Raw genomic sequence first — 17,038 nt, forward strand, 5'->3', positions numbered from 1 at the left:
CCCGATCCGCTGCCCCACGCCCATGTGGTGACGACCACGACGCACAAGACCCTGCGCGGCCCCCGTGGCGGCATGGTGCTGACCAACGACGGCGACATCGCCAAGAAGATCAATTCCGCTGTCTTCCCCGGCCTGCAGGGCGGGCCGCTGGAGCATGTGATCGCGGCCAAGGCCGTGGCCTTCGGCGAAGCGCTGAAGCCCGAGTTCAAGGGCTATGCGCAGCAGGTGGTCAAGAACGCCCAGGCCATGGCGGGCGTGCTGGTGGAGCGTGGCCTGGCCATCGTCTCGGGCGGCACCGACAGCCATCTGATGCTGGTGGACCTGCGGCCCAAGGGCGTGACCGGCAAGGCCACCGAGCACGAGCTCGAGAAGGCCCTGATGACCTGCAACAAGAACGGCGTGCCGTTCGACGACGCGCCCTTCACCATCACCTCGGGCGTGCGGCTGGGGACCCCGGCGGGCACCACGCGCGGTTTCGGCGAGGACGAGTTCAGGCAGATCGGCCACTGGATCGCCGATGTGGTCGTGTCCATGAAGGGCGGCGACGAGGCGGACACGGCGGTGGCGGCGGGCGTCGCGGCCCAGGTGCGGGAGCTGACGCACAGCTTCCCCATCTACCGGTAGGCCCCGGCCATGAAGTGCCCCTTCTGCGGAAACCCGGACACCCAGGTGAAGGACAGCCGCCCGTCGGACGACGGCGCGGCCATCCGGCGCCGCCGGGCGTGTCCGGGCTGCAGCGGACGCTTCACCACCTTTGAACGGGTGCAACTGCGCGAACTGGTCATCGTCAAGCGCAACGGGCGGCGCACCCCGTTTGATCGCATGAAGCTGGAGCGCTCGCTGGGCATCGCCCTGCGCAAGCGCCCTGTGGACCCGGACCAGATCGAACAGCTGGTCAGCCGCATCGTGCGCCAGCTGGAGAGCCTGGGCGAAACCGAGATCCAGTCCTCGACCGTGGGCGACTTCATCATGAAGGCGCTGAAGGGCGTCGATGAGGTGGCCTATGTGCGCTACGCCTCGGTCTACAAGGATTTCCGCCACACCGGCGACTTCGCGAAATTCCTGGGTTCTGAAGGATTCAGCGATCCCGACAAGGATCGGTGATGCGCGTCATCCTGAAACTGGCCACCTCGCTGGACGGCCGCATCGCCACGGCTACAGGCGAGTCAAAGTGGATCACCGGCGAGGCGGCGCGCGAGCAGGGCCACCGCCTCAGGGCTGCTCATGACGCCGTGCTCGCAGGCGTCCAGACGGTGCTGGCCGATGATCCGCAACTGACCGTGCGCCTGCCGGGACGACCGGTGGACCAGCCGCTGCGCGTGGTGCTGGACAGCCGCCTGCGAACGCCGGCGACGGCGAAGCTGGCGGGTGAGGGGACACTGATCCTGACGGCGGCCGAGCCTCGCCCGGTGGGCGGTGCAATGGTCGAGCAGGTCGAGGCCGGCGGGGACGGTCGTCCCGCCGTCGATGCTGTCCTGAAGGCGTTGAAGCGGCACGGCGTCGGCTCGGTCCTGATCGAGGGCGGCGGGCAGGTGGCGGCGTCGTTCATCGCGGCCGATGCAGTGGACGCCCTGGAATGGTTCCGGGCCCCGATCCTGCTGGGCGGCGACGGGCGGCCGTGCGTGGCGGCGTTGGCCATGGCGCAGCTTTCCGACGCGCCGCGCTTCCGGCGCCTTGCGGTTGAGCCTCTGGGCCCCGACCTGTGGGAGCGTTACGAGCGAGCGCGATAGAAATGTTCACTGGAATCGTCACCGATATCGGCCGCGTCAGGAGCGTCCGCCAGACCGAGCGCGACCGGCGCTTCGAGATCGCCACGGGGTGGAATCCGTCAACCATTGATATTGGAGCGTCCGTCAGTCACTCGGGCGTCTGCCTGACGGTGGTGGAGCGGGGCGACGACTGGTTCGCGGTGGAGGTGTCGGGCGAGACCCTGTCGAAGACGACCCTGGGTGGCTGGACCGAAGGGACCGGCGTCAATCTGGAGCGTGCGGCCCGACTGGGCGACGAGATGGGCGGCCACATCGTCTCGGGGCATGTGGACGGGGTCGGGCGCGTGGTCTCCATCACGCCGGAGGGCGGATCGCACCGGGTGGTGGTGGAGGCGCCGACGCCGCTGCATCGCTTTATCGCCGCCAAGGGCTCGATCACGGTTGATGGCGTGTCCCTGACCGTCAACGGCGTGGACGGACGGACCTTCGACCTGAACATCATTCCCCATACGTGGGAGGCGACCACCCTGGGGACGTTGTCGCCGGATTCCCCCGTTAATCTGGAAATCGACATGCTGGCGCGCTACTTGGCCCGCTGGCAGGAGACAGCGTGATGCACCCGGCGGCCAATGTGAACGACAGCCCCGTCAGTCCCATCGAGGACATCCTCGAGGACGCCCGCAACGGGCGGCCCTACATCCTGGTGGACGCCGAGGACCGTGAGAACGAGGGCGACGTCATCATCCCGGCCCAGTTCGCCACGCCGGACCAGATCAATTTCATGGCCAAGCATGCGCGCGGGCTGATCTGCCTGGCCATCACGGCCGACCGGGCGCGGAGCCTGCGTCTGCCGCCCATGTCGGCCGAGAACCGCGAGAGCATGGGCACCGCCTTCACCGTCTCCATCGAGGCGCGCGAGGGCGTGACCACCGGCATCAGCGCCGCAGACCGCGCCCGTACGGTGCAGGTGGCGGTGGACCCTAACCGGGGCCCTGACGATCTGGTGTCGCCGGGGCATGTGTTTCCGCTGGTGGCCCGGGACGGCGGGGTGCTTGTGCGCACCGGCCATACGGAGGCCGCGGTGGACATCAGCCGCATGGCCGGCCTGACGCCCGCCGGGGTGATCTGCGAGATCATGAACGACGACGGCACCATGGCCCGCATGCCGGATCTGGTCGCCTTCGCCCAACTGCACGGGCTGAAGATCGGCACCATCGCCGACCTGATCGCCTATCGCCGCCGCACGGAGCGGTTCGTGGAGCGGGTGCTGGAGACGCCGTTCGAAAGCGTGCACGGCGGGCCCTTCCGCCTGATGCTGTACCGCAACGCCATCGAGGGCGTGGAGCATGTGGCGCTGGTCCACGGTCAGGTCGACCCGAACAAGCCGACCCTGGTGCGGATGCATCAGGTGGACTTCGCCGCCGATCTGCTGGGCCATGTGGAGGCGCGCCAGAACTATGTGCCCAGCGCCCTGAAAGCCATCAGCGAGCCCGAGCGCTACGGCGCGGCCGCGGGCGTCACCGTGTTTCTGCGCGACCCCGAGCTGAAGGGGCTTGCCGAACGGCTGACGGATGGCGACAAGCCCGGCGCGAACGATCGCGCCCTCAAGGCTTACGGCGTGGGCGCCCAGATCCTGCTGGACCTGGGCGTGCGCGACATGATCGTGATGAGTTCGACCCGGCCCAACCCCACGGCCATTGAGGGTTACGGTCTGCGCATCGCAGGCTGGCGTGACATGGATGGAGAACCCCAGTCTTGACCGATCCCCTGCGTATCCTGATCGTCGAGGGACGGTTCTATGACGACCTGTCCGACGCGCTGCTTGAGGGGGCCAAGGAAGCCTTGAGCGCGCGGGGCGCCACGTTTGACGTGGCCACTGTGCCCGGCGCGCTCGAGGTGCCGCTCGGCATCGCCCAGGCTGAGGAGATGGGCCGCAGCCCGCTGGGCGTGCGCTACGACGGCTATGTGGGGCTGGGCGTGGTCATCCGCGGCGAGACCTATCATTTCGAGATCGTGGCGGATCAGTCCGCAGCGGGCATCATGCAACTGGGCCTGAAGGGCCTGGCGATCGGCAACGGCATCCTGACGGTGGAGGACGAGGACCAGGCCTGGACCCGCGCCCGCTTTACCGAGGGGGACAAGGGCGGCGGGGCGGCGCGCGCCTGTCTGGACCTGATCGACCTGCGTCGTCGTCTGAGGGAGGGCCGGCTGTGAGCGAGGCCAACAGCCTGAAGTCCGTCATGGCCCAGCTGGCCGAGGCCGAGAAGCAGCGGGCCGAGCCCGGCCTGACCTCGCGCCAGCGCCGGGCCCGCACCGTGGCGCGTCTGGCCGCCGTGCAGGCGCTGTACCAGATGGAGCTGGGCGGGCAGGGCGTGGACACGGTGGTGGACGAGTTCCTCAACCACCGCTTTGACGCCGACATGGACGGCGAGCCCCTGGCCGAGGCGGACGAGGTATGGTTCGCCGAGATCGTGCGCGGCGTGGTGGCGGGCCAGAAGGCCATCGACACCGCCGTGGTGACGCGCCTGGCCTCCGGCTGGCGCATCGAGCGGCTGGACGCCACCCTGCGGGCGCTGCTGCGCGCCGGGGCGTGGGAGCTGCGCGAGAAGCCCGAGGTGCCGCGCGAGATCGTCATCGACGAATATGTGGAGCTGGCCAAGGCGTTCTTCGATGCGGCCGAGGCCAAGTTCGTCAACGCCGCCCTGGACGGCGTCGCCCGCGATGCCCGGGGTTGATGCGGCGGACGAGTTCGAGACCATCGAGCGGCTGTTCCGGCCTCTGGCGCATCCGCAGTGGGGCCGCAGCCTGATCGACGACGTGGCGGCCCTGCCGTCGCGTCCGGGTCACGACCTGATCCTGACCAAGGACGCCATGGTCGAGAGCGTTCACTTCCTGCCGGACGACCCGATGGACACGGTGGCCAGGAAGCTGCTGCGGGTGAACCTGTCGGACCTGGCGGCCAAGGGGGCAGAGCCGTTCGGCTATCTGCTGGCCTGTTTCTGGCCCGAGGCTTCGGGCTGGTTGGAGCGGGAAGCTTTCGCGGCGGGTCTGGCCGAGGATCAGGCGAAATTCGGCGTGTATCTGCTGGGCGGCGACACGGTGGTCACGCCGGGACCGGCCAGCTTCAGCCTGACGGCCCTGGGCTGGATACCGCAGGGGCGCGCTGTGGCGCGCGCCGGCGCGGCGCCGGGCGATCTGATCGTCGTGACGGGCATGATCGGCGACGGCTTTCTGGGCCTGAAGGCGGCGCGGGGAGAGCTGGCGCTTGAGGACGAACGGATCGCAGCCCTGACCGCTCACTACCGGACGCCGGAACCGCGGGTGGACTTCGCACTGGCGGTGCGTGAGTACGCGGCGGCGGCGCTGGACGTGTCGGACGGCCTGATCGCGGACATGGGCCACATGGCCCAGGCGAGCGGGGTGGGCATCCTTATCGACCTCGAGAAGCTGCCCCTGTCCCGCGCCGCGACCGCCTGGCTCGAGACGCGGGTTGATCCCATCGCGGCCCTGACGGAGCTGGCTACAGGTGGGGACGACTATGAAGTGATCATGGCCGTCGCGCCAAACGCCATCGACGGGCTGAAGCGCGAGGCGGACGCCCGGCATTTGCGCCTGACGGTCCTTGGCGTCGTGACGGAGGGGGAGGGCGTGGTCGTACGCTACGGCGGCGAGATCGTCGAGGTCACGCAGACGGGCTGGCGGCACGGTTAGAGGCGCAGGAAACGGTTTCCTAACGCCGCTCGGCTAAACGGCTTGCATGCGCCGCCGTGACCTCATCGCCGCCGGAACCGTGCTCGCCGTCTCCGCGACGGCGGCCTCCGCCGCGCCGTCCAGCGACGCGCCGCCGGAAGCGGCGACCCTGAACCTGGTTCCTGTGGGCTTGCCGGTCATCAGCGAAGGGCGTCTGAGGAATTACGTCTTCCTCAATCTGCGTCTTCATCTGGCGGCGGGCAAGACGGCTGAAATGGCCCGTCCGCACGATCCCTTCATCCGCGACGCCCTGGTCAAGGCTGCTCACCGCGTGGATTTTTCCGCTGCAGGCGACTGGACCCGCCTAAACGAGCGGGCGGTGATCGCGGCGGCCTTCGCCGCGGCCCGGGTGGTCGCCGGCGAAGGCCTGGTCGCCTCGATAGAAGTGGTCAATCAGGCCCCCCGTCGCCGGACAGGCATGCGCGCCGACTAAACGCTGTTGCGCGAGTCGATCGCCTTTGGCACTTTCCTGCCGCAATTCCCGCGTGGCCGCAGCCAGCGGCCGGTGCGCACGGGGGGACCGGAAGGCGGACAAGTCCGGAAAGGACGCCGCGCCAAGGGTCCGCGCGCAGATACTGCATAAAGGGTTGAAACGCTTATGACGTCATATCTGTGGCTGGTCATAGCGGCGGGGCTTCTGGGGGTGCTGTATGGCGCCGTCCAGACCGCGTCGCTGCTCAAGGCCGACGCCGGCAACGACAAGATGCGCGAGATCGCCGCGGCGATCCAGGAAGGGGCCTCGGCCTATCTCAAGCGCCAGTACACCACCATCGGCATCGTCGGGATCGTGATCCTGATCGCCGCCTATCTGCTGATCGGCCCATATGCGGCCGTCGGCTTCGTCATCGGGGCGGTGCTGTCCGGCGCCGCCGGATATGCGGGCATGTTGATCTCGGTGCGGGCCAATGTCCGCACGGCCCAGGCGGCCTCCCGAAGCCTGGCGGGCGGGCTGGACCTTGCATTCCGCGCGGGCGCGGTGACCGGCATGTTCGTGGCCGGCGGCGCCCTGATCGGCGTGGCGGGCTATTACGCCTTCCTGACCGAGGGCATGGGTCTGGACCGCGTCGGGCGCGAGGTCATCGACGGTCTGGTGGCCCTGGGCTTCGGCGCCTCGCTCATCTCCATCTTCGCGCGTCTGGGCGGAGGCATCTTCACCAAGGGCGCCGACGTGGGCGGCGACATGGTGGGCAAGGTCGAGGCCGGAATTCCCGAGGATGATCCCCGCAACGCCGCCACCATCGCCGACAACGTGGGCGACAACGTGGGCGACTGCGCGGGCATGGCTGCGGACCTGTTCGAAACCTATGCGGTGACGACCGTGGCGACGATGGTGCTGGCCGCCATCTTCTTCCGCGAATCGCCGCTGGTGGAGGCCATGATGCTGCTGCCGCTGGCCATCGGGGGGGTCTGTATCGTCACCTCGATCATCGGCACCTTCTTCGTGCGTCTGGGCAAGTCCAGCAACATCATGGGAGCCCTCTACAAGGGGCTGATCGCCACGGGGGTGCTGTCGATTGCGGCCCTCTGGTTCGTGGTCGACCAGCTGGTCAGCGAGCCGGTCGTCACCTCCAACGGCCTGACCATCGAGGCCATGAGCCTGTTCTGGTCCGGCGTGGTCGGCCTGGCGGTGACCGCCGCCATCGTGGTCATCACCGAGTACTACACCGGCACCACCTATCGCCCGGTGAAGTCGGTGGCCAAGGCCTCCACCTCGGGTCATGGCACCAACGTGATCCAGGGTCTGGCGGTCTCGCTGGAATCCACGGCGCTTCCCGCCCTCACCATCATCGTGGGCATCGTCGCCACCTACCAGATGGCGGGATTGTTCGGCATCGCCATCGCCACGACCACCATGCTGGGCGTGGCTGGCATGATCGTGGCTCTGGACGCCTTCGGGCCCGTCACGGACAACGCCGGCGGCATCGCCGAGATGGCGGGTCTGCCTGCCGACGTGCGGAGCTCCACCGACGCCCTGGACGCGGTGGGCAACACCACCAAGGCCGTCACCAAGGGCTACGCCATCGGGTCCGCGGGCCTCGGCGCCCTTGTGCTGTTCGCAGCCTACACCGAGGATCTGAGGTATTTCTCGGCCAATCCGGCGGACTATCCGTTCTTCGCCGACATGGGGCCGGTCGCCTTTGACCTCTCCAACCCGTACGTGGTGGTGGGCCTGCTGTTCGGGGGGCTGCTGCCCTTCCTGTTCGGCGGTATGTCCATGATGGCGGTGGGCCGCGCGGCCGAATCGGTCGTGACCGAGGTGCGCCGACAGTTCCGCGAGAACCCCGGCATCATGACTTTCGAGGTCAAACCGGAGTACGGCAAGGCGGTCGACATCCTGACCAGGTCGGCGATCCGCGAGATGATCGCGCCGTCGCTGCTGCCGGTGCTGTCGCCCATCGTGCTGTTCGTTGCAGTCATGCTGATCCAGCCGGACAAGGCCAACGCCTTCGCCGCCGTGGGCGCCATGCTGATGGGTGTGATCGTCACCGGTCTGTTCGTGGCCATCTCCATGACCTCGGGCGGCGGCGCCTGGGACAACGCCAAGAAGCTGATCGAGGAAGGCTACACCAGCCCCGACGGCGTTCTGCACGGCAAGGGCTCGGAGGCGCACAAGGCCGCCGTGACCGGCGATACGGTGGGCGATCCCTACAAGGACACCGCCGGACCTGCGGTGAACCCGATGATCAAGATCACCAACATCGTGGCGCTTTTGCTGCTGGCGGTGCTGGCGACGGGAAACATCGGCTGACCGTTAAAACCCGGGCGGCTCGCCGCCCGGGACCTGCATTCAAAAAGCCCCGGAGAGCAATCTCCGGGGCTTCCTTTTGCATCAGGTGAAACGAAGCGGGCCTTGTCAGTCCGTCGGGCGGCGACGGCCGGGGTCGTCATCCTCGGTGCGCGGCAACTGGCCGCGGCCGACGTTGCCCAGCAGTTGCTCGATGACGCTGAGTTCGCGGCCCCGGGTCGGGGTTTCGCGACCGTTCATGGCGATCTGGCGGCCATCTTCCAGGCCGAGAAGGCGCACGCCCTGGACCTGGTCGCTGCCGTCCGCGAAGGTGATCTCGGTGATGCTGCGGCCGGCCACCTGGGTCGGGTTGTAGGTATACCGCTCGGTGGTCTGGCTGATGTAGTACCAGACGCTCTCGCCCTCGAAGGTGGATCGGGTGGACGGCGAGCCCAGCTTGGCCAGCACGGTTTCACGCGTGTCCACGCCCGCTTCGATCTCGTTGGGGGCGACGTCGATCATCTGAAAGCCGTGGCGTCCGATCTGGGGCGCACAGGCCGTGGCGCCGGCGGCGAGGGCCGCCGCGATCAGAACAGGAGTGAATCGGGACATGGAAACGGACCTCGAATGGATCGACGGCTTTGACCTAGCGGTCCCGGAGCATTAGTTCAACGCCGAGACCGGACAAGGGGCCAAGAGTTGCTGCGGAATTTGTTTAAATCCAGGCCGTCCAGACAAGCAGCTGAACGGCTGTACGCCACCTGCGCCGCCCAGGCCCGGAGTCCCGTGTTCTACACGGAAATGGGCGTGCCTGACCGCATAGACGCACGGTTCGAGCTCTACACCCTGCATGTGCTGCTGGTGCTGCTGCGGCTGAGGCGAGAAGGCCAGAAGGGCGCGGATACGGCCCAGGACCTGTTCGACACCTATGTGTCGGCCCTGGACAACACCCTTCGGGAACTGGGCGTCGGCGATGTGGCGGTGGGCAAGAAGATGCGCCGTCTGGGCGAGGCCATGTACGGGCGCATGACCGCCTATGAAAAGGCCATTGTGGCTGGCGATGAAGAGGCCTTGGCGACGGCGCTGGGTCGCAACATCCTGGAGGCCGGCGCGGCCACTCCGGAGACACGCCTCATGGCCGCCTACGCCATGCGGACGCGCGCATCCCTGGCGGACCAGCCATTCGAAGCCGTGCTGACCGCTCCGGCGTGGGCCAGTCCGACGCCGGCGGCCGCATGACCCTCCCGCCGCCGCCCTTCAGCGAGCCCTTGCGTCTGAACCAGATCGGCGCGGGGGTGACCCGCGACCTGGAGCCGGACGAGGCCGCGCGCGCGCGCATCGCCCGGACGCTGGATCTGATCGAACTGCCGGTTTTCAAGGCGCGCGTGACCGTGAAGCCCGCAGATACGGGCTGGACCCTGTCGGGGCAGGTCACGGCCCATGCGGTGCAGCGGTGCGGTCTGACGCTGGAGCCGCTGCCCGCTGACATCGACGAATCATTCGCCATCCACATGGTCGAAGCCGACCCGCGCGCGCCGCTGGAGGTGGACGTGGATCCCGAAGACGACGGTCCCGACGTGGTCGAGGACGGTGTGATCGATCTGGGCGTCTATGCAGTGGAGCACCTGGCCCTGGCGCTGGATCCGTTTCCCCGCAAGCCCGGGGCGGTATTCGAGCCGCCTGATCAGCCAGCCGAGGAATCGCCCTTCGCCGTCCTGAAACAGTTCAGGCAGCCGGACTCTTCCGGCGACACCTGACGTTACGTCAGGCGGTTTCCATCATCGAACGAGGCCGCTATCGTGGCGCGCCTCGAACCACGAAGCGCCGCCTGGCAGGGCGGGCGCACGGAGCGACATCCAAGTTGGCGTCATCATTGATCATCTCGCTTGACGGCATGGGCGGCGACCATGGACCGCCCGTGACCGTGGGCGGCGTCCGCGAATACCTCAAGCAGCACGGCGGCGAGGGGATTCGCTTCCTGCTGCACGGCGACGAAGCCGCTCTGGCCGCCGAGGTGAAAAAGGCGGGTCTCGGCGACGTCTGCGAGATCCGCGCGACGGACAAGGTCATCGCCATGGACGAGAAGCCCGCCCAGGCCATGCGTCGTGGCAAGGGCTCGTCCATGTGGAACGCCATAGAGGCGGTGAAGGACGGCGAGGCGGCGGGCGCGGTGTCCGGCGGCAACACCGGCGCTCTGATGGCCATTTCCAAGCTGCTGCTGCGCATGTCCGCTACGGGGCTGGAGCGGCCGGCCATCGTGGCCAGCTGGCCGACCCTGAACGGCATCACCGCCGTGCTGGACGTGGGCGCCAACATCACCTCGGACGCAGAACAACTGGTGGATTTCGCCATCATGGGCGAGGCGTTTCACGCTGCGGTCCATGGTTCGACCAACCCCTCCATAGGCATCCTGAATGTGGGGTCCGAGGACATGAAGGGCCACGAGGAGGTGCGCGAGGCCGCCGCCATCCTGAGGGATAATCCCTTCGGCCTGAATTACCACGGCTTCGTCGAGGGCGATGACATCGCCAAGGGGACCGTGGACGTCGTGGTCACCGACGGCTTCACCGGCAATATCGCGCTCAAGACCGCCGAGGGGACGGCGCGGTTCATCTCCCAGATCATGCGCGACGCGCTGACCTCCAGTCTTCAGGCCAAGGCGGGCGCGCTGCTGGCCCTGCCGGCGCTGAAGCAGATGCGGGCGCGGATCGACCCGGGCTCCATCAACGGCGGCCCGCTGCTGGGGCTGAACGGCATTGTGGTGAAGAGCCACGGCGGCGCTGACGCCCGGGGGTTCGGCAACGCCATCCGCGTGACCGTCGATCTGGCGCGCAGCGACTACACGGCCAAGGTGGGGGCCAATCTGAAACGGCTGGACGCGGTGCTCCACAGCGCCCCGCCAGAACCGGTGGAGACAGTTTCGTGAGCGTTACGCGCAGCGCCGTGACCGGCGTGGGTTCCTATTTGCCCGACAACATCGTCACCAATGAGGATCTGTCCAAATTCGTGGACACCACTGACGAATGGATCGTCGAGCGCACCGGCATCCGCCAGCGGCACAAGGCTGCAGACGACCAGCCCACCAGCGATCTGGCGGTCCAGGCGGCCCTTCGCGCGCTCGAGGCGGCGGGGCGCACGGCGGCGGACATCGATCTGATCGTGGTGGCCACCACCACCCCGGACATGACCTTCCCGTCGGTGGCTTCCATCGTCCAGCGCAAGCTGGGGGCGCCGGTGTGCAACGCCTTCGACATCCAAGCGGTGTGCTCTGGATTCGTCTATGCGCTCAGCGTGGCGGACGGCTTCGTGGCGCGGGGTCTGGCCCGATGCGCCCTGGTCATCGGCGCCGAGGAGATGACGCGCCTTATGGACTGGACCGACCGGTCCACCTGCGTGCTGTTCGGCGACGGGGCGGGCGCGGTGGTGCTGGAGCCCGTGGAAGGGCAGGGGACACCCGCCGACCGGGGCGTGCTGGGGTTCGCCCTGCGCTGCGACGGCAACAAGACGGACCTGCTTTACGTGGATGGCGGCCCGGCCTCCACCGGTACGGTGGGCCACCTGCGCATGGCCGGCAATCAGGTGTTCCGCCACGCGGTGGTGAACATCGCCGAGGCGGTCACCGCCGCCTGCAAGGCGGCCGATATCGAGATCGCCGACGTGGACTGGTTCGTGCCGCATCAGGCCAACCAGCGCATCATCAAGGGGGTGGGCGACCGTCTGGGTCTGGACGAGGCCAAGGTCATCCTGACCGTGGCCGATCACGCCAACACGTCTGCGGCTTCAATTCCGCTGGCGCTGGACACGGCGGTCAAGGATGGCCGGATCAAGCCCGGCGACCTGGTTCTGATGGAGGCCATGGGCGGCGGGCTGACCTGGGGCGCGGTGGCGTTAAGGATGTAAAACAGGCGGTTGCGCTTTGACTCTGGCGCATATTGTCGTCACATGGCGAACCACCCGGGGCCTGATGGAGGGGAGCAACCGATGGCCGAAACTGTGACGCGCGCGGATTTGTGCGAGGCGGTTCATGAGGAACTTGGCCTGTCGCGACAGGAGTGCTCCAACCTCGTCGAGCGGACCCTTGACCTGATCGTGGATTCCCTTGAGCGGGGCGAGACGGTCAAGTTGTCCGGGTTTGGCGTGTTCCAGGTGCGCGAGAAGCGCGCCCGCATGGGCCGCAATCCCAAGACCGGGGCCCCCGCAACCATTACGCCCCGTCGGGTCATCAGCTTCCGCGCTTCGCAGATCATGAAAACCAAGGTGGACGGCGCCGCCGCCGAGTGATCATGACCAAGGGCCCCAACGCCTTCCGCACCATATCGGAAGCGGCCGAAGAGGTCGGGGTTCCCCAGCATGTCCTGCGGTTCTGGGAGACGAAATTCGCTTTCGTGGCGCCCCTCAAGCGCGCCGGCGGACGCCGGTTTTATCGCCCCGACGACATTGCGGTGTTGAGGGGCGTCCGGCGTCTGCTGCATGAGCAGGGCCTCACCATCAAGGGGGTCCAGCGGCTTCACAAGGACCGGGGCCTCAAGGCGGTCGCTGGCTTTAGCGGCGAGGACGCCGCTTTCACGCCGTCGACCGAATCGAATCATGTCCCGGCCCGGCCCGCCGCGGGGCGCGACACGGCCCGCCTACGCGCCGTTCTGGCCGATCTGGAGGCCGCGCGGGCCCGTCTGGACCACGTGCTGCGGCGCTGACGGAATTCTTCTCGATTAGGGTTTGCGGGCGCGCGGCGGCCCGTCTATAGGGAGCGCCTTCGGAGCGTGGCGCAGCCTGGTAGCGCACTTGACTGGGGGTCAAGGGGTCGCAGGTTCGAATCCTGTCGCTCCGACCATTTCCTGAAAATGAAATGGATCGATCCGGGGCCGCTTTCGAGCGGCCCCGCGATTGCCTAACCTCGCTCAGCCCACTTCAGCAGAGGGATCAGGGGCACGCCCCACAGGGTTCCGGCCAGGGGGTAGAAGATCAGGTCGATCCAGAAACTGTCCGGCAGGGCGTCGGCCACCACCGTGGCCAGCCAGATGTAGAACGCCAGAAACGTCAGGGTGGCGAAGGCGGCGATGATGCGGCGGGTGCGTCCGGGCATGGCGGTCATCGCTTGTTCCGGGTCAGGAAATAGACCAGCAGCACGATCACCGATCCGGCCATGGCCCAGGCGACCCAGCGGATGTCGCCCATGGGGTGGGCGCCGAACACCCGAACCGCCAGGAACCAGCCGCAGGCCGCGCCGGTCAGGGACGCCAGCAGGGTGCGGGCGATGCCCCGTCCGCCGGTCAGCAGGTCGGCGACCCAGCCCAAGGCCAGGGCGCCCGTGACCGCCAGGATGATGTCCAGATACTGCACGTCTCGCTCCGTGATTGCGGCGATCGCCCGAAGCGACCGCATGTCGCTGTGCGGATTTGCGACTGGTCCTTACGCCATTCCGTGGGCATAGGGGAAACATCGGGTCGCACGGTCCGATCTTTACTCCTTTAGTGAACGACGGCTGTCCAATGAACCGTTTTTCCGCATGGGATCGCTCGCGTCCGGTAGCGATCTGGCTGTTCTGCGTGGCCGCCCTGGTGTTCGCCATGGTGGTGGTGGGCGGGATCACCCGGCTGACGGGCTCGGGCCTGTCCATCACCGAGTGGAAGCCCATCATGGGCGCGGTTCCCCCGCTCAACGAGGCGGACTGGAACGAGGCCTTCGCCCTGTATCGGGAAATCCCCCAGTACCAGCAGGTCAACGCCGGCATGACCCTGGGCGAGTTCAAGGGCATCTTCTGGTGGGAGTGGATCCATCGCCAGCTGGGCCGCCTGATCGGCCTCGCCTTCGCCCTGCCGTTCCTTGTGTTCCTGGCCCTGAAGATGGTCCCCGGCCGGCTGGTGCTGCGCTGCGTGGTGCTGCTGGCGCTGGGCGGGCTGCAGGGCCTGATCGGCTGGTGGATGGTGTCGTCCGGGCTTAGCGAGCGGGTCGACGTGGCGCCCGAGCGCCTGACGGTTCACCTGGGCCTGGCCTTCGTCATCTTCATGGGCCTGATCTGGACGGGGCTGGAGGCGTGGTTCGGCGAGGACCGCACGCGCTCGCCCGCCGGGTGGAGCCGGTTCGCAGCCGCCGTGCTGGGCGTGGTGTTCATCCAGAGTCTGCTGGGCGGGCTGGTGGCGGGGTCCAGGGCGGGCATGGTCTATACGGACTGGCCGCTGATGAACGGCATGGTCATCGCGCCGGTGAACTGGGGGCAGGGGGCGCTGGCGTTTTTGCACGATCAGGCGCTGGTCCAGTTCAATCACCGGATCATGGCCTACGGGCTGCTGGCCTTGACCACGGTCTATGCGGTGCAGGTGATCCGCGCGAAGCTGGCGCAGGGCGCCGGGGCCTCGGCCTGGGTGCTGCTGGCGCTGGTATGGGCCCAGGCGGTGCTGGGGATCGCCACCCTGATGCACGCCGTGCCGCTGTCGCTGGGCGTGCTCCATCAGGCGGGCGCGGCGGTTGTGCTGGGCGCCGCGACGGTGAATCTGTGGCTGGTGCGGCGGTCCCAGCCGCGAATGTTCGGCTGAATTGCCTGGTATTTTAATACCGTATCCAAAAAATTGATAGATTACAGATGTGTAGGCTGATTTGACGCTGAATAACGCCGTTGACGAACGCGGTCGCCCCCTCTATTGACCCCGCTTCCGAGCGGCGTCGGTCCCACGATCTGCGTCCGCGACCCGATTTCGCCTCAGGACACCTGACCATGTTGAAGACCACCACGGCTTCCCTGAAGCCGGCCGAGGTCGAGAAGAAGTGGATCCATATCGACGCCGAGGGCGTCGTTGTGGGCCGTCTCGCGACCTTCATCGCCAACCGCCTGCGTGGCAAGCACCGCCCGGACTACACCCCGCACGTTGACTGCGGCGACTATGTCGTCGTGACCAACGTCGACAAGGTGGTGTTCACCGGCAAGAAGTCGACCGACAAGGTCTACTACCGCCACACCGGCCACCCCGGCGGCATCAAGTCCACGACCCCGGAAAAGGTCCTGGGCGGACGCTTCCCCGAGCGGGTGCTGGAAAAGGCCGTCGAGCGCATGCTGCCCAAGGAAAGCCCCCTGGCCCGCAAGCAGATGACGCACCTGCGCCTGTTCGCCGGCGCCGAGCACACCCATCAGGCCCAGTCGCCCGAGACCATCGACTTCAAGTCGGCCTCGCCCAAGAACACCCGGAGCCAGTAATGACCGACGTGACCAACGAAACGACGGCCGCCACCGGCTTCGACGCCCTGAAGGGCATGGGAACCGCCGCGGAAGAGGCCATCATCCGCGAGCCCCAGATCGACGCCCAGGGCCGCGCCTACGCCACCGGCAAGCGCAAGAACGCCATCGCCCGCGTTTGGATCAAGCCCGGCTCGGGCAAGATCACCATCAACGGTCGGGATCAGGAAGTGTACTTCGCCCGCCCCGTGCTGCGCATGATGATCGTCCAGCCCATGCAGCTGACCGACCGTGAAGGCCAGTTCGACGTGATCGCCACGGTCGAGGGCTCGGGCCTGTCCGGCCAGGCCGGCGCCATCCGCCACGCCATCTCCAAGGCCCTGACTCACTACGAGCCGGACCTGCGAAAGGTGCTGAAGCCGCATGGCCTGCTGACCCGCGACAGCCGCGTGGTCGAGCGCAAGAAGTACGGCCGCGCCAAGGCCCGCCGCAGCTTCCAGTTCTCGAAGCGCTAAGCCGCTCACGCGGTTTGGATTTTGGGCGCTTCGGGGAGACCCGGGGCGCCCTTTTTCTTTGCTGGATCGACCATGACCCACACCATCTTCATCGACGGCGAGGCCGGGACCACGGGGCTGGAGATCCGGGAACGGCTGGAGGCGCGCTCTGATCTGGAGCTGCTGTTGCTCGGTGACCGGCGGCGGGATGTGGACGCGCGGCGCGAGGCGCTGAACGGGGCCGATGCGGTGATCCTGTGCCTGCCGGACGATGCGGCGCGGGAGGCTGTGGCCATGATCGAGAACCCGGCGGTGAAGGTGATCGACGCCTCCACGGCCCATCGGGTCGCGCCCGGCTGGACCTATGGCTTTCCCGAGATGGACGCGGACCAGCGCGCGGCGGTGGCGGGATCGACGCGGGTGTCGAACCCCGGTTGCTATCCTACCGGCTTCATCGCCCTGACGCGGCCGCTGGTGAGGGCCGGGCTGGTCCCGGCGGATCATCCGGTCAACGTCAATGCGGTCAGCGGCTATTCCGGAGGCGGCAAGGCCATGATCGCCGAGTTCGAAGGGGAGGGGGCGGCCACCGCCCACCGCGCCTACGGCCTGACCCTGACCCACAAGCATGTGCCGGAGATGACGCGGCATGCGGGGCTGAGCCGGCCGGTGCTGTTCGCGCCGGCCGTGGGGAATTATCGCCAGGGCATGCTGGTGGAGGTTCCGCTGCACCTGTCGGCCCTGCCGGAGACGCCGTCCATCGAGCGCCTGCACGGGGCGCTGGTGGAGGCCTATGCGGGGGCCCGGTTTGTGGAGGTGGCGGACCTGGAGACCACCGAGGCCATGACCGGCATCGAGCCCGAGGGCCTGAACGGCACCAACCGCCTGCGGCTGCACGTGTTCGGCGACCGCAGCGGGGCCCAGGCGCGGCTGGTCGCCCTGCTGGACAATCTGGGCAAGGGCGCCTCCGGCGCGGCGGTGCAGAACCTGAACCTGATGCTGGGGCTGGACGAGGGGACGGGCCTGTCCTGACCCGTCCTGTCTCCTTCTCATGGCGTGGGGAGGGGGACTGCCCGTCGAAGCGGGGTGGTGGAGGGGGCGGCGCAGGCGGTAAGAGTGTGGGATGTCCCTGGTTGAAATCGAGTCGCCACCTCCGTCACGGGCGCTGAGCCGCGCCCGCGCCACCTCCCCATCG

The 17,038-nt window shown here is 67.8% G+C and carries 22 protein-coding genes, 1 tRNA gene and 1 pseudogene; 21 read left to right on the top strand and 3 right to left on the bottom strand.

Annotated features, from left to right (window positions below; translation table 11 throughout):
• From glyA to ACK4FB_RS10975, 10 genes and pseudogenes are all read left to right on the top strand, one after another.
• Positions 1-624, top strand: a pseudogene (gene glyA, locus ACK4FB_RS10930) (serine hydroxymethyltransferase); the annotation flags it as partial.
• Positions 625-633: 9 nt separating this feature from the next.
• On the top strand, positions 634-1,104 hold the full coding sequence (gene nrdR / locus ACK4FB_RS10935; RefSeq protein ID WP_409751895.1) for a transcriptional regulator NrdR: 471 nt from the start codon (positions 634-636) through the stop codon (positions 1,102-1,104).
• Positions 1,104-1,730: a RibD family protein gene (locus tag ACK4FB_RS10940; protein ID WP_409751898.1), complete on the top strand. Its 627-nt coding sequence runs from the start codon at positions 1,104-1,106 to the stop codon at positions 1,728-1,730. The genes nrdR and ACK4FB_RS10940 overlap by 1 nt, the downstream gene beginning before the upstream one ends.
• Positions 1,731-1,732: 2 nt before the next feature.
• Positions 1,733-2,323 carry a riboflavin synthase gene (locus ACK4FB_RS10945; protein ID WP_409751901.1) on the top strand — a complete coding sequence of 197 codons (591 nt, stop codon included), beginning with the start codon at positions 1,733-1,735 and terminating at the stop codon, positions 2,321-2,323.
• Positions 2,323-3,468 carry a 3,4-dihydroxy-2-butanone-4-phosphate synthase gene (ribB, locus tag ACK4FB_RS10950; protein WP_409752159.1) on the top strand — a complete coding sequence of 382 codons (1,146 nt, stop codon included), beginning with the start codon at positions 2,323-2,325 and terminating at the stop codon, positions 3,466-3,468. The genes ACK4FB_RS10945 and ribB overlap by 1 nt, the downstream gene beginning before the upstream one ends.
• On the top strand, positions 3,465-3,923 hold the full coding sequence (gene ribH / locus ACK4FB_RS10955) for a 6,7-dimethyl-8-ribityllumazine synthase (protein WP_409751905.1): 459 nt from the start codon (positions 3,465-3,467) through the stop codon (positions 3,921-3,923). Before ribB ends, ribH begins: the two co-directional genes overlap by 4 nt.
• Entirely contained in the window at positions 3,920-4,444 is a 525-nt protein-coding gene (nusB, locus tag ACK4FB_RS10960; RefSeq protein WP_409751908.1) for a transcription antitermination factor NusB, read from the top strand. Before ribH ends, nusB begins: the two co-directional genes overlap by 4 nt.
• On the top strand, positions 4,380-5,420 hold the full coding sequence (gene thiL, locus ACK4FB_RS10965; RefSeq protein ID WP_409751910.1) for a thiamine-phosphate kinase: 1,041 nt from the start codon (positions 4,380-4,382) through the stop codon (positions 5,418-5,420). The genes nusB and thiL overlap by 65 nt, the downstream gene beginning before the upstream one ends.
• Before the next feature lie 46 nt (positions 5,421-5,466).
• Entirely contained in the window at positions 5,467-5,892 is a 426-nt protein-coding gene (locus ACK4FB_RS10970) for a hypothetical protein (RefSeq protein ID WP_409751911.1), read from the top strand.
• 165 nt (positions 5,893-6,057) lie between these two features.
• On the top strand, positions 6,058-8,208 hold the full coding sequence (locus tag ACK4FB_RS10975) for a sodium-translocating pyrophosphatase (RefSeq protein ID WP_409751914.1): 2,151 nt from the start codon (positions 6,058-6,060) through the stop codon (positions 8,206-8,208).
• Between the two features lie 105 nt (positions 8,209-8,313).
• Here the strand turns inward: ACK4FB_RS10975 and bamE are convergent, their stop codons facing one another.
• Positions 8,314-8,796: an outer membrane protein assembly factor BamE gene (bamE, locus tag ACK4FB_RS10980; protein WP_409751917.1), complete on the bottom strand. Its 483-nt coding sequence runs from the start codon at positions 8,794-8,796 to the stop codon at positions 8,314-8,316.
• A gap of 174 nt (positions 8,797-8,970) precedes the next feature.
• On the opposite strand from bamE, the gene ACK4FB_RS10985 reads away from it, so the two are divergent.
• From ACK4FB_RS10985 to ACK4FB_RS11015, 7 genes are all read left to right on the top strand, one after another.
• Positions 8,971-9,423: a ubiquinol-cytochrome C chaperone family protein gene (locus tag ACK4FB_RS10985; RefSeq protein ID WP_409751920.1), complete on the top strand. Its 453-nt coding sequence runs from the start codon at positions 8,971-8,973 to the stop codon at positions 9,421-9,423.
• A complete protein-coding gene (locus ACK4FB_RS10990; RefSeq protein ID WP_409751923.1) occupies positions 9,420-9,941 on the top strand; it encodes a YceD family protein in 522 nt (173 codons plus the stop codon). Before ACK4FB_RS10985 ends, ACK4FB_RS10990 begins: the two co-directional genes overlap by 4 nt.
• Before the next feature lie 119 nt (positions 9,942-10,060).
• Positions 10,061-11,110: a phosphate acyltransferase PlsX gene (plsX, locus tag ACK4FB_RS10995; protein ID WP_409752162.1), complete on the top strand. Its 1,050-nt coding sequence runs from the start codon at positions 10,061-10,063 to the stop codon at positions 11,108-11,110.
• A complete protein-coding gene (locus tag ACK4FB_RS11000) occupies positions 11,107-12,084 on the top strand; it encodes a beta-ketoacyl-ACP synthase III (protein ID WP_409751926.1) in 978 nt (325 codons plus the stop codon). The genes plsX and ACK4FB_RS11000 overlap by 4 nt, the downstream gene beginning before the upstream one ends.
• 81 nt (positions 12,085-12,165) lie before the next feature.
• On the top strand, positions 12,166-12,465 hold the full coding sequence (locus ACK4FB_RS11005) for an integration host factor subunit alpha (RefSeq protein ID WP_409751929.1): 300 nt from the start codon (positions 12,166-12,168) through the stop codon (positions 12,463-12,465).
• A 2-nt stretch (positions 12,466-12,467) separates the two neighbouring features.
• A complete protein-coding gene (locus ACK4FB_RS11010) occupies positions 12,468-12,878 on the top strand; it encodes a MerR family transcriptional regulator (RefSeq protein WP_409751932.1) in 411 nt (136 codons plus the stop codon).
• Between the two features lie 60 nt (positions 12,879-12,938).
• Positions 12,939-13,015 (top strand) — tRNA-Pro (locus tag ACK4FB_RS11015).
• A gap of 57 nt (positions 13,016-13,072) precedes the next feature.
• On the opposite strand, the gene ACK4FB_RS11020 is transcribed toward ACK4FB_RS11015, so the two are convergent.
• Together ACK4FB_RS11020 and ACK4FB_RS11025 are read right to left on the bottom strand one after the other, a co-directional pair.
• Positions 13,073-13,276 carry a DUF2842 domain-containing protein gene (locus ACK4FB_RS11020; protein WP_409751934.1) on the bottom strand — a complete coding sequence of 68 codons (204 nt, stop codon included), beginning with the start codon at positions 13,274-13,276 and terminating at the stop codon, positions 13,073-13,075.
• Complete coding sequence (locus ACK4FB_RS11025) at positions 13,273-13,524, bottom strand: transglycosylase (protein WP_409751937.1); 252 nt, start codon at positions 13,522-13,524, stop codon at positions 13,273-13,275. Before ACK4FB_RS11025 ends, ACK4FB_RS11020 begins: the two co-directional genes overlap by 4 nt.
• Before the next feature lie 149 nt (positions 13,525-13,673).
• On the opposite strand from ACK4FB_RS11025, the gene ACK4FB_RS11030 reads away from it, so the two are divergent.
• The 4 genes from ACK4FB_RS11030 (at position 13,674) to argC (ending at position 16,875) form a co-directional block, all read left to right on the top strand.
• Complete coding sequence (locus tag ACK4FB_RS11030) at positions 13,674-14,717, top strand: COX15/CtaA family protein (protein WP_409751940.1); 1,044 nt, start codon at positions 13,674-13,676, stop codon at positions 14,715-14,717.
• A 182-nt stretch (positions 14,718-14,899) separates the two neighbouring features.
• Positions 14,900-15,373, top strand: a complete 474-nt coding sequence (gene rplM, locus ACK4FB_RS11035) for a 50S ribosomal protein L13 (protein ID WP_409752165.1) — start codon at positions 14,900-14,902, stop codon at positions 15,371-15,373.
• Positions 15,373-15,867: a 30S ribosomal protein S9 gene (gene rpsI, locus ACK4FB_RS11040; RefSeq protein ID WP_409751943.1), complete on the top strand. Its 495-nt coding sequence runs from the start codon at positions 15,373-15,375 to the stop codon at positions 15,865-15,867. Before rplM ends, rpsI begins: the two co-directional genes overlap by 1 nt.
• A gap of 72 nt (positions 15,868-15,939) precedes the next feature.
• Positions 15,940-16,875, top strand: coding sequence for an N-acetyl-gamma-glutamyl-phosphate reductase (gene argC / locus ACK4FB_RS11045; protein ID WP_409751946.1), 936 nt, complete (start codon positions 15,940-15,942; stop codon positions 16,873-16,875).
• Positions 16,876-17,038: the final 163 nt, after the last annotated feature.

Source organism: Brevundimonas sp., from assembly GCF_046299535.1.
Taxonomy (GTDB): Bacteria; Pseudomonadota; Alphaproteobacteria; order Caulobacterales; family Caulobacteraceae; genus Brevundimonas.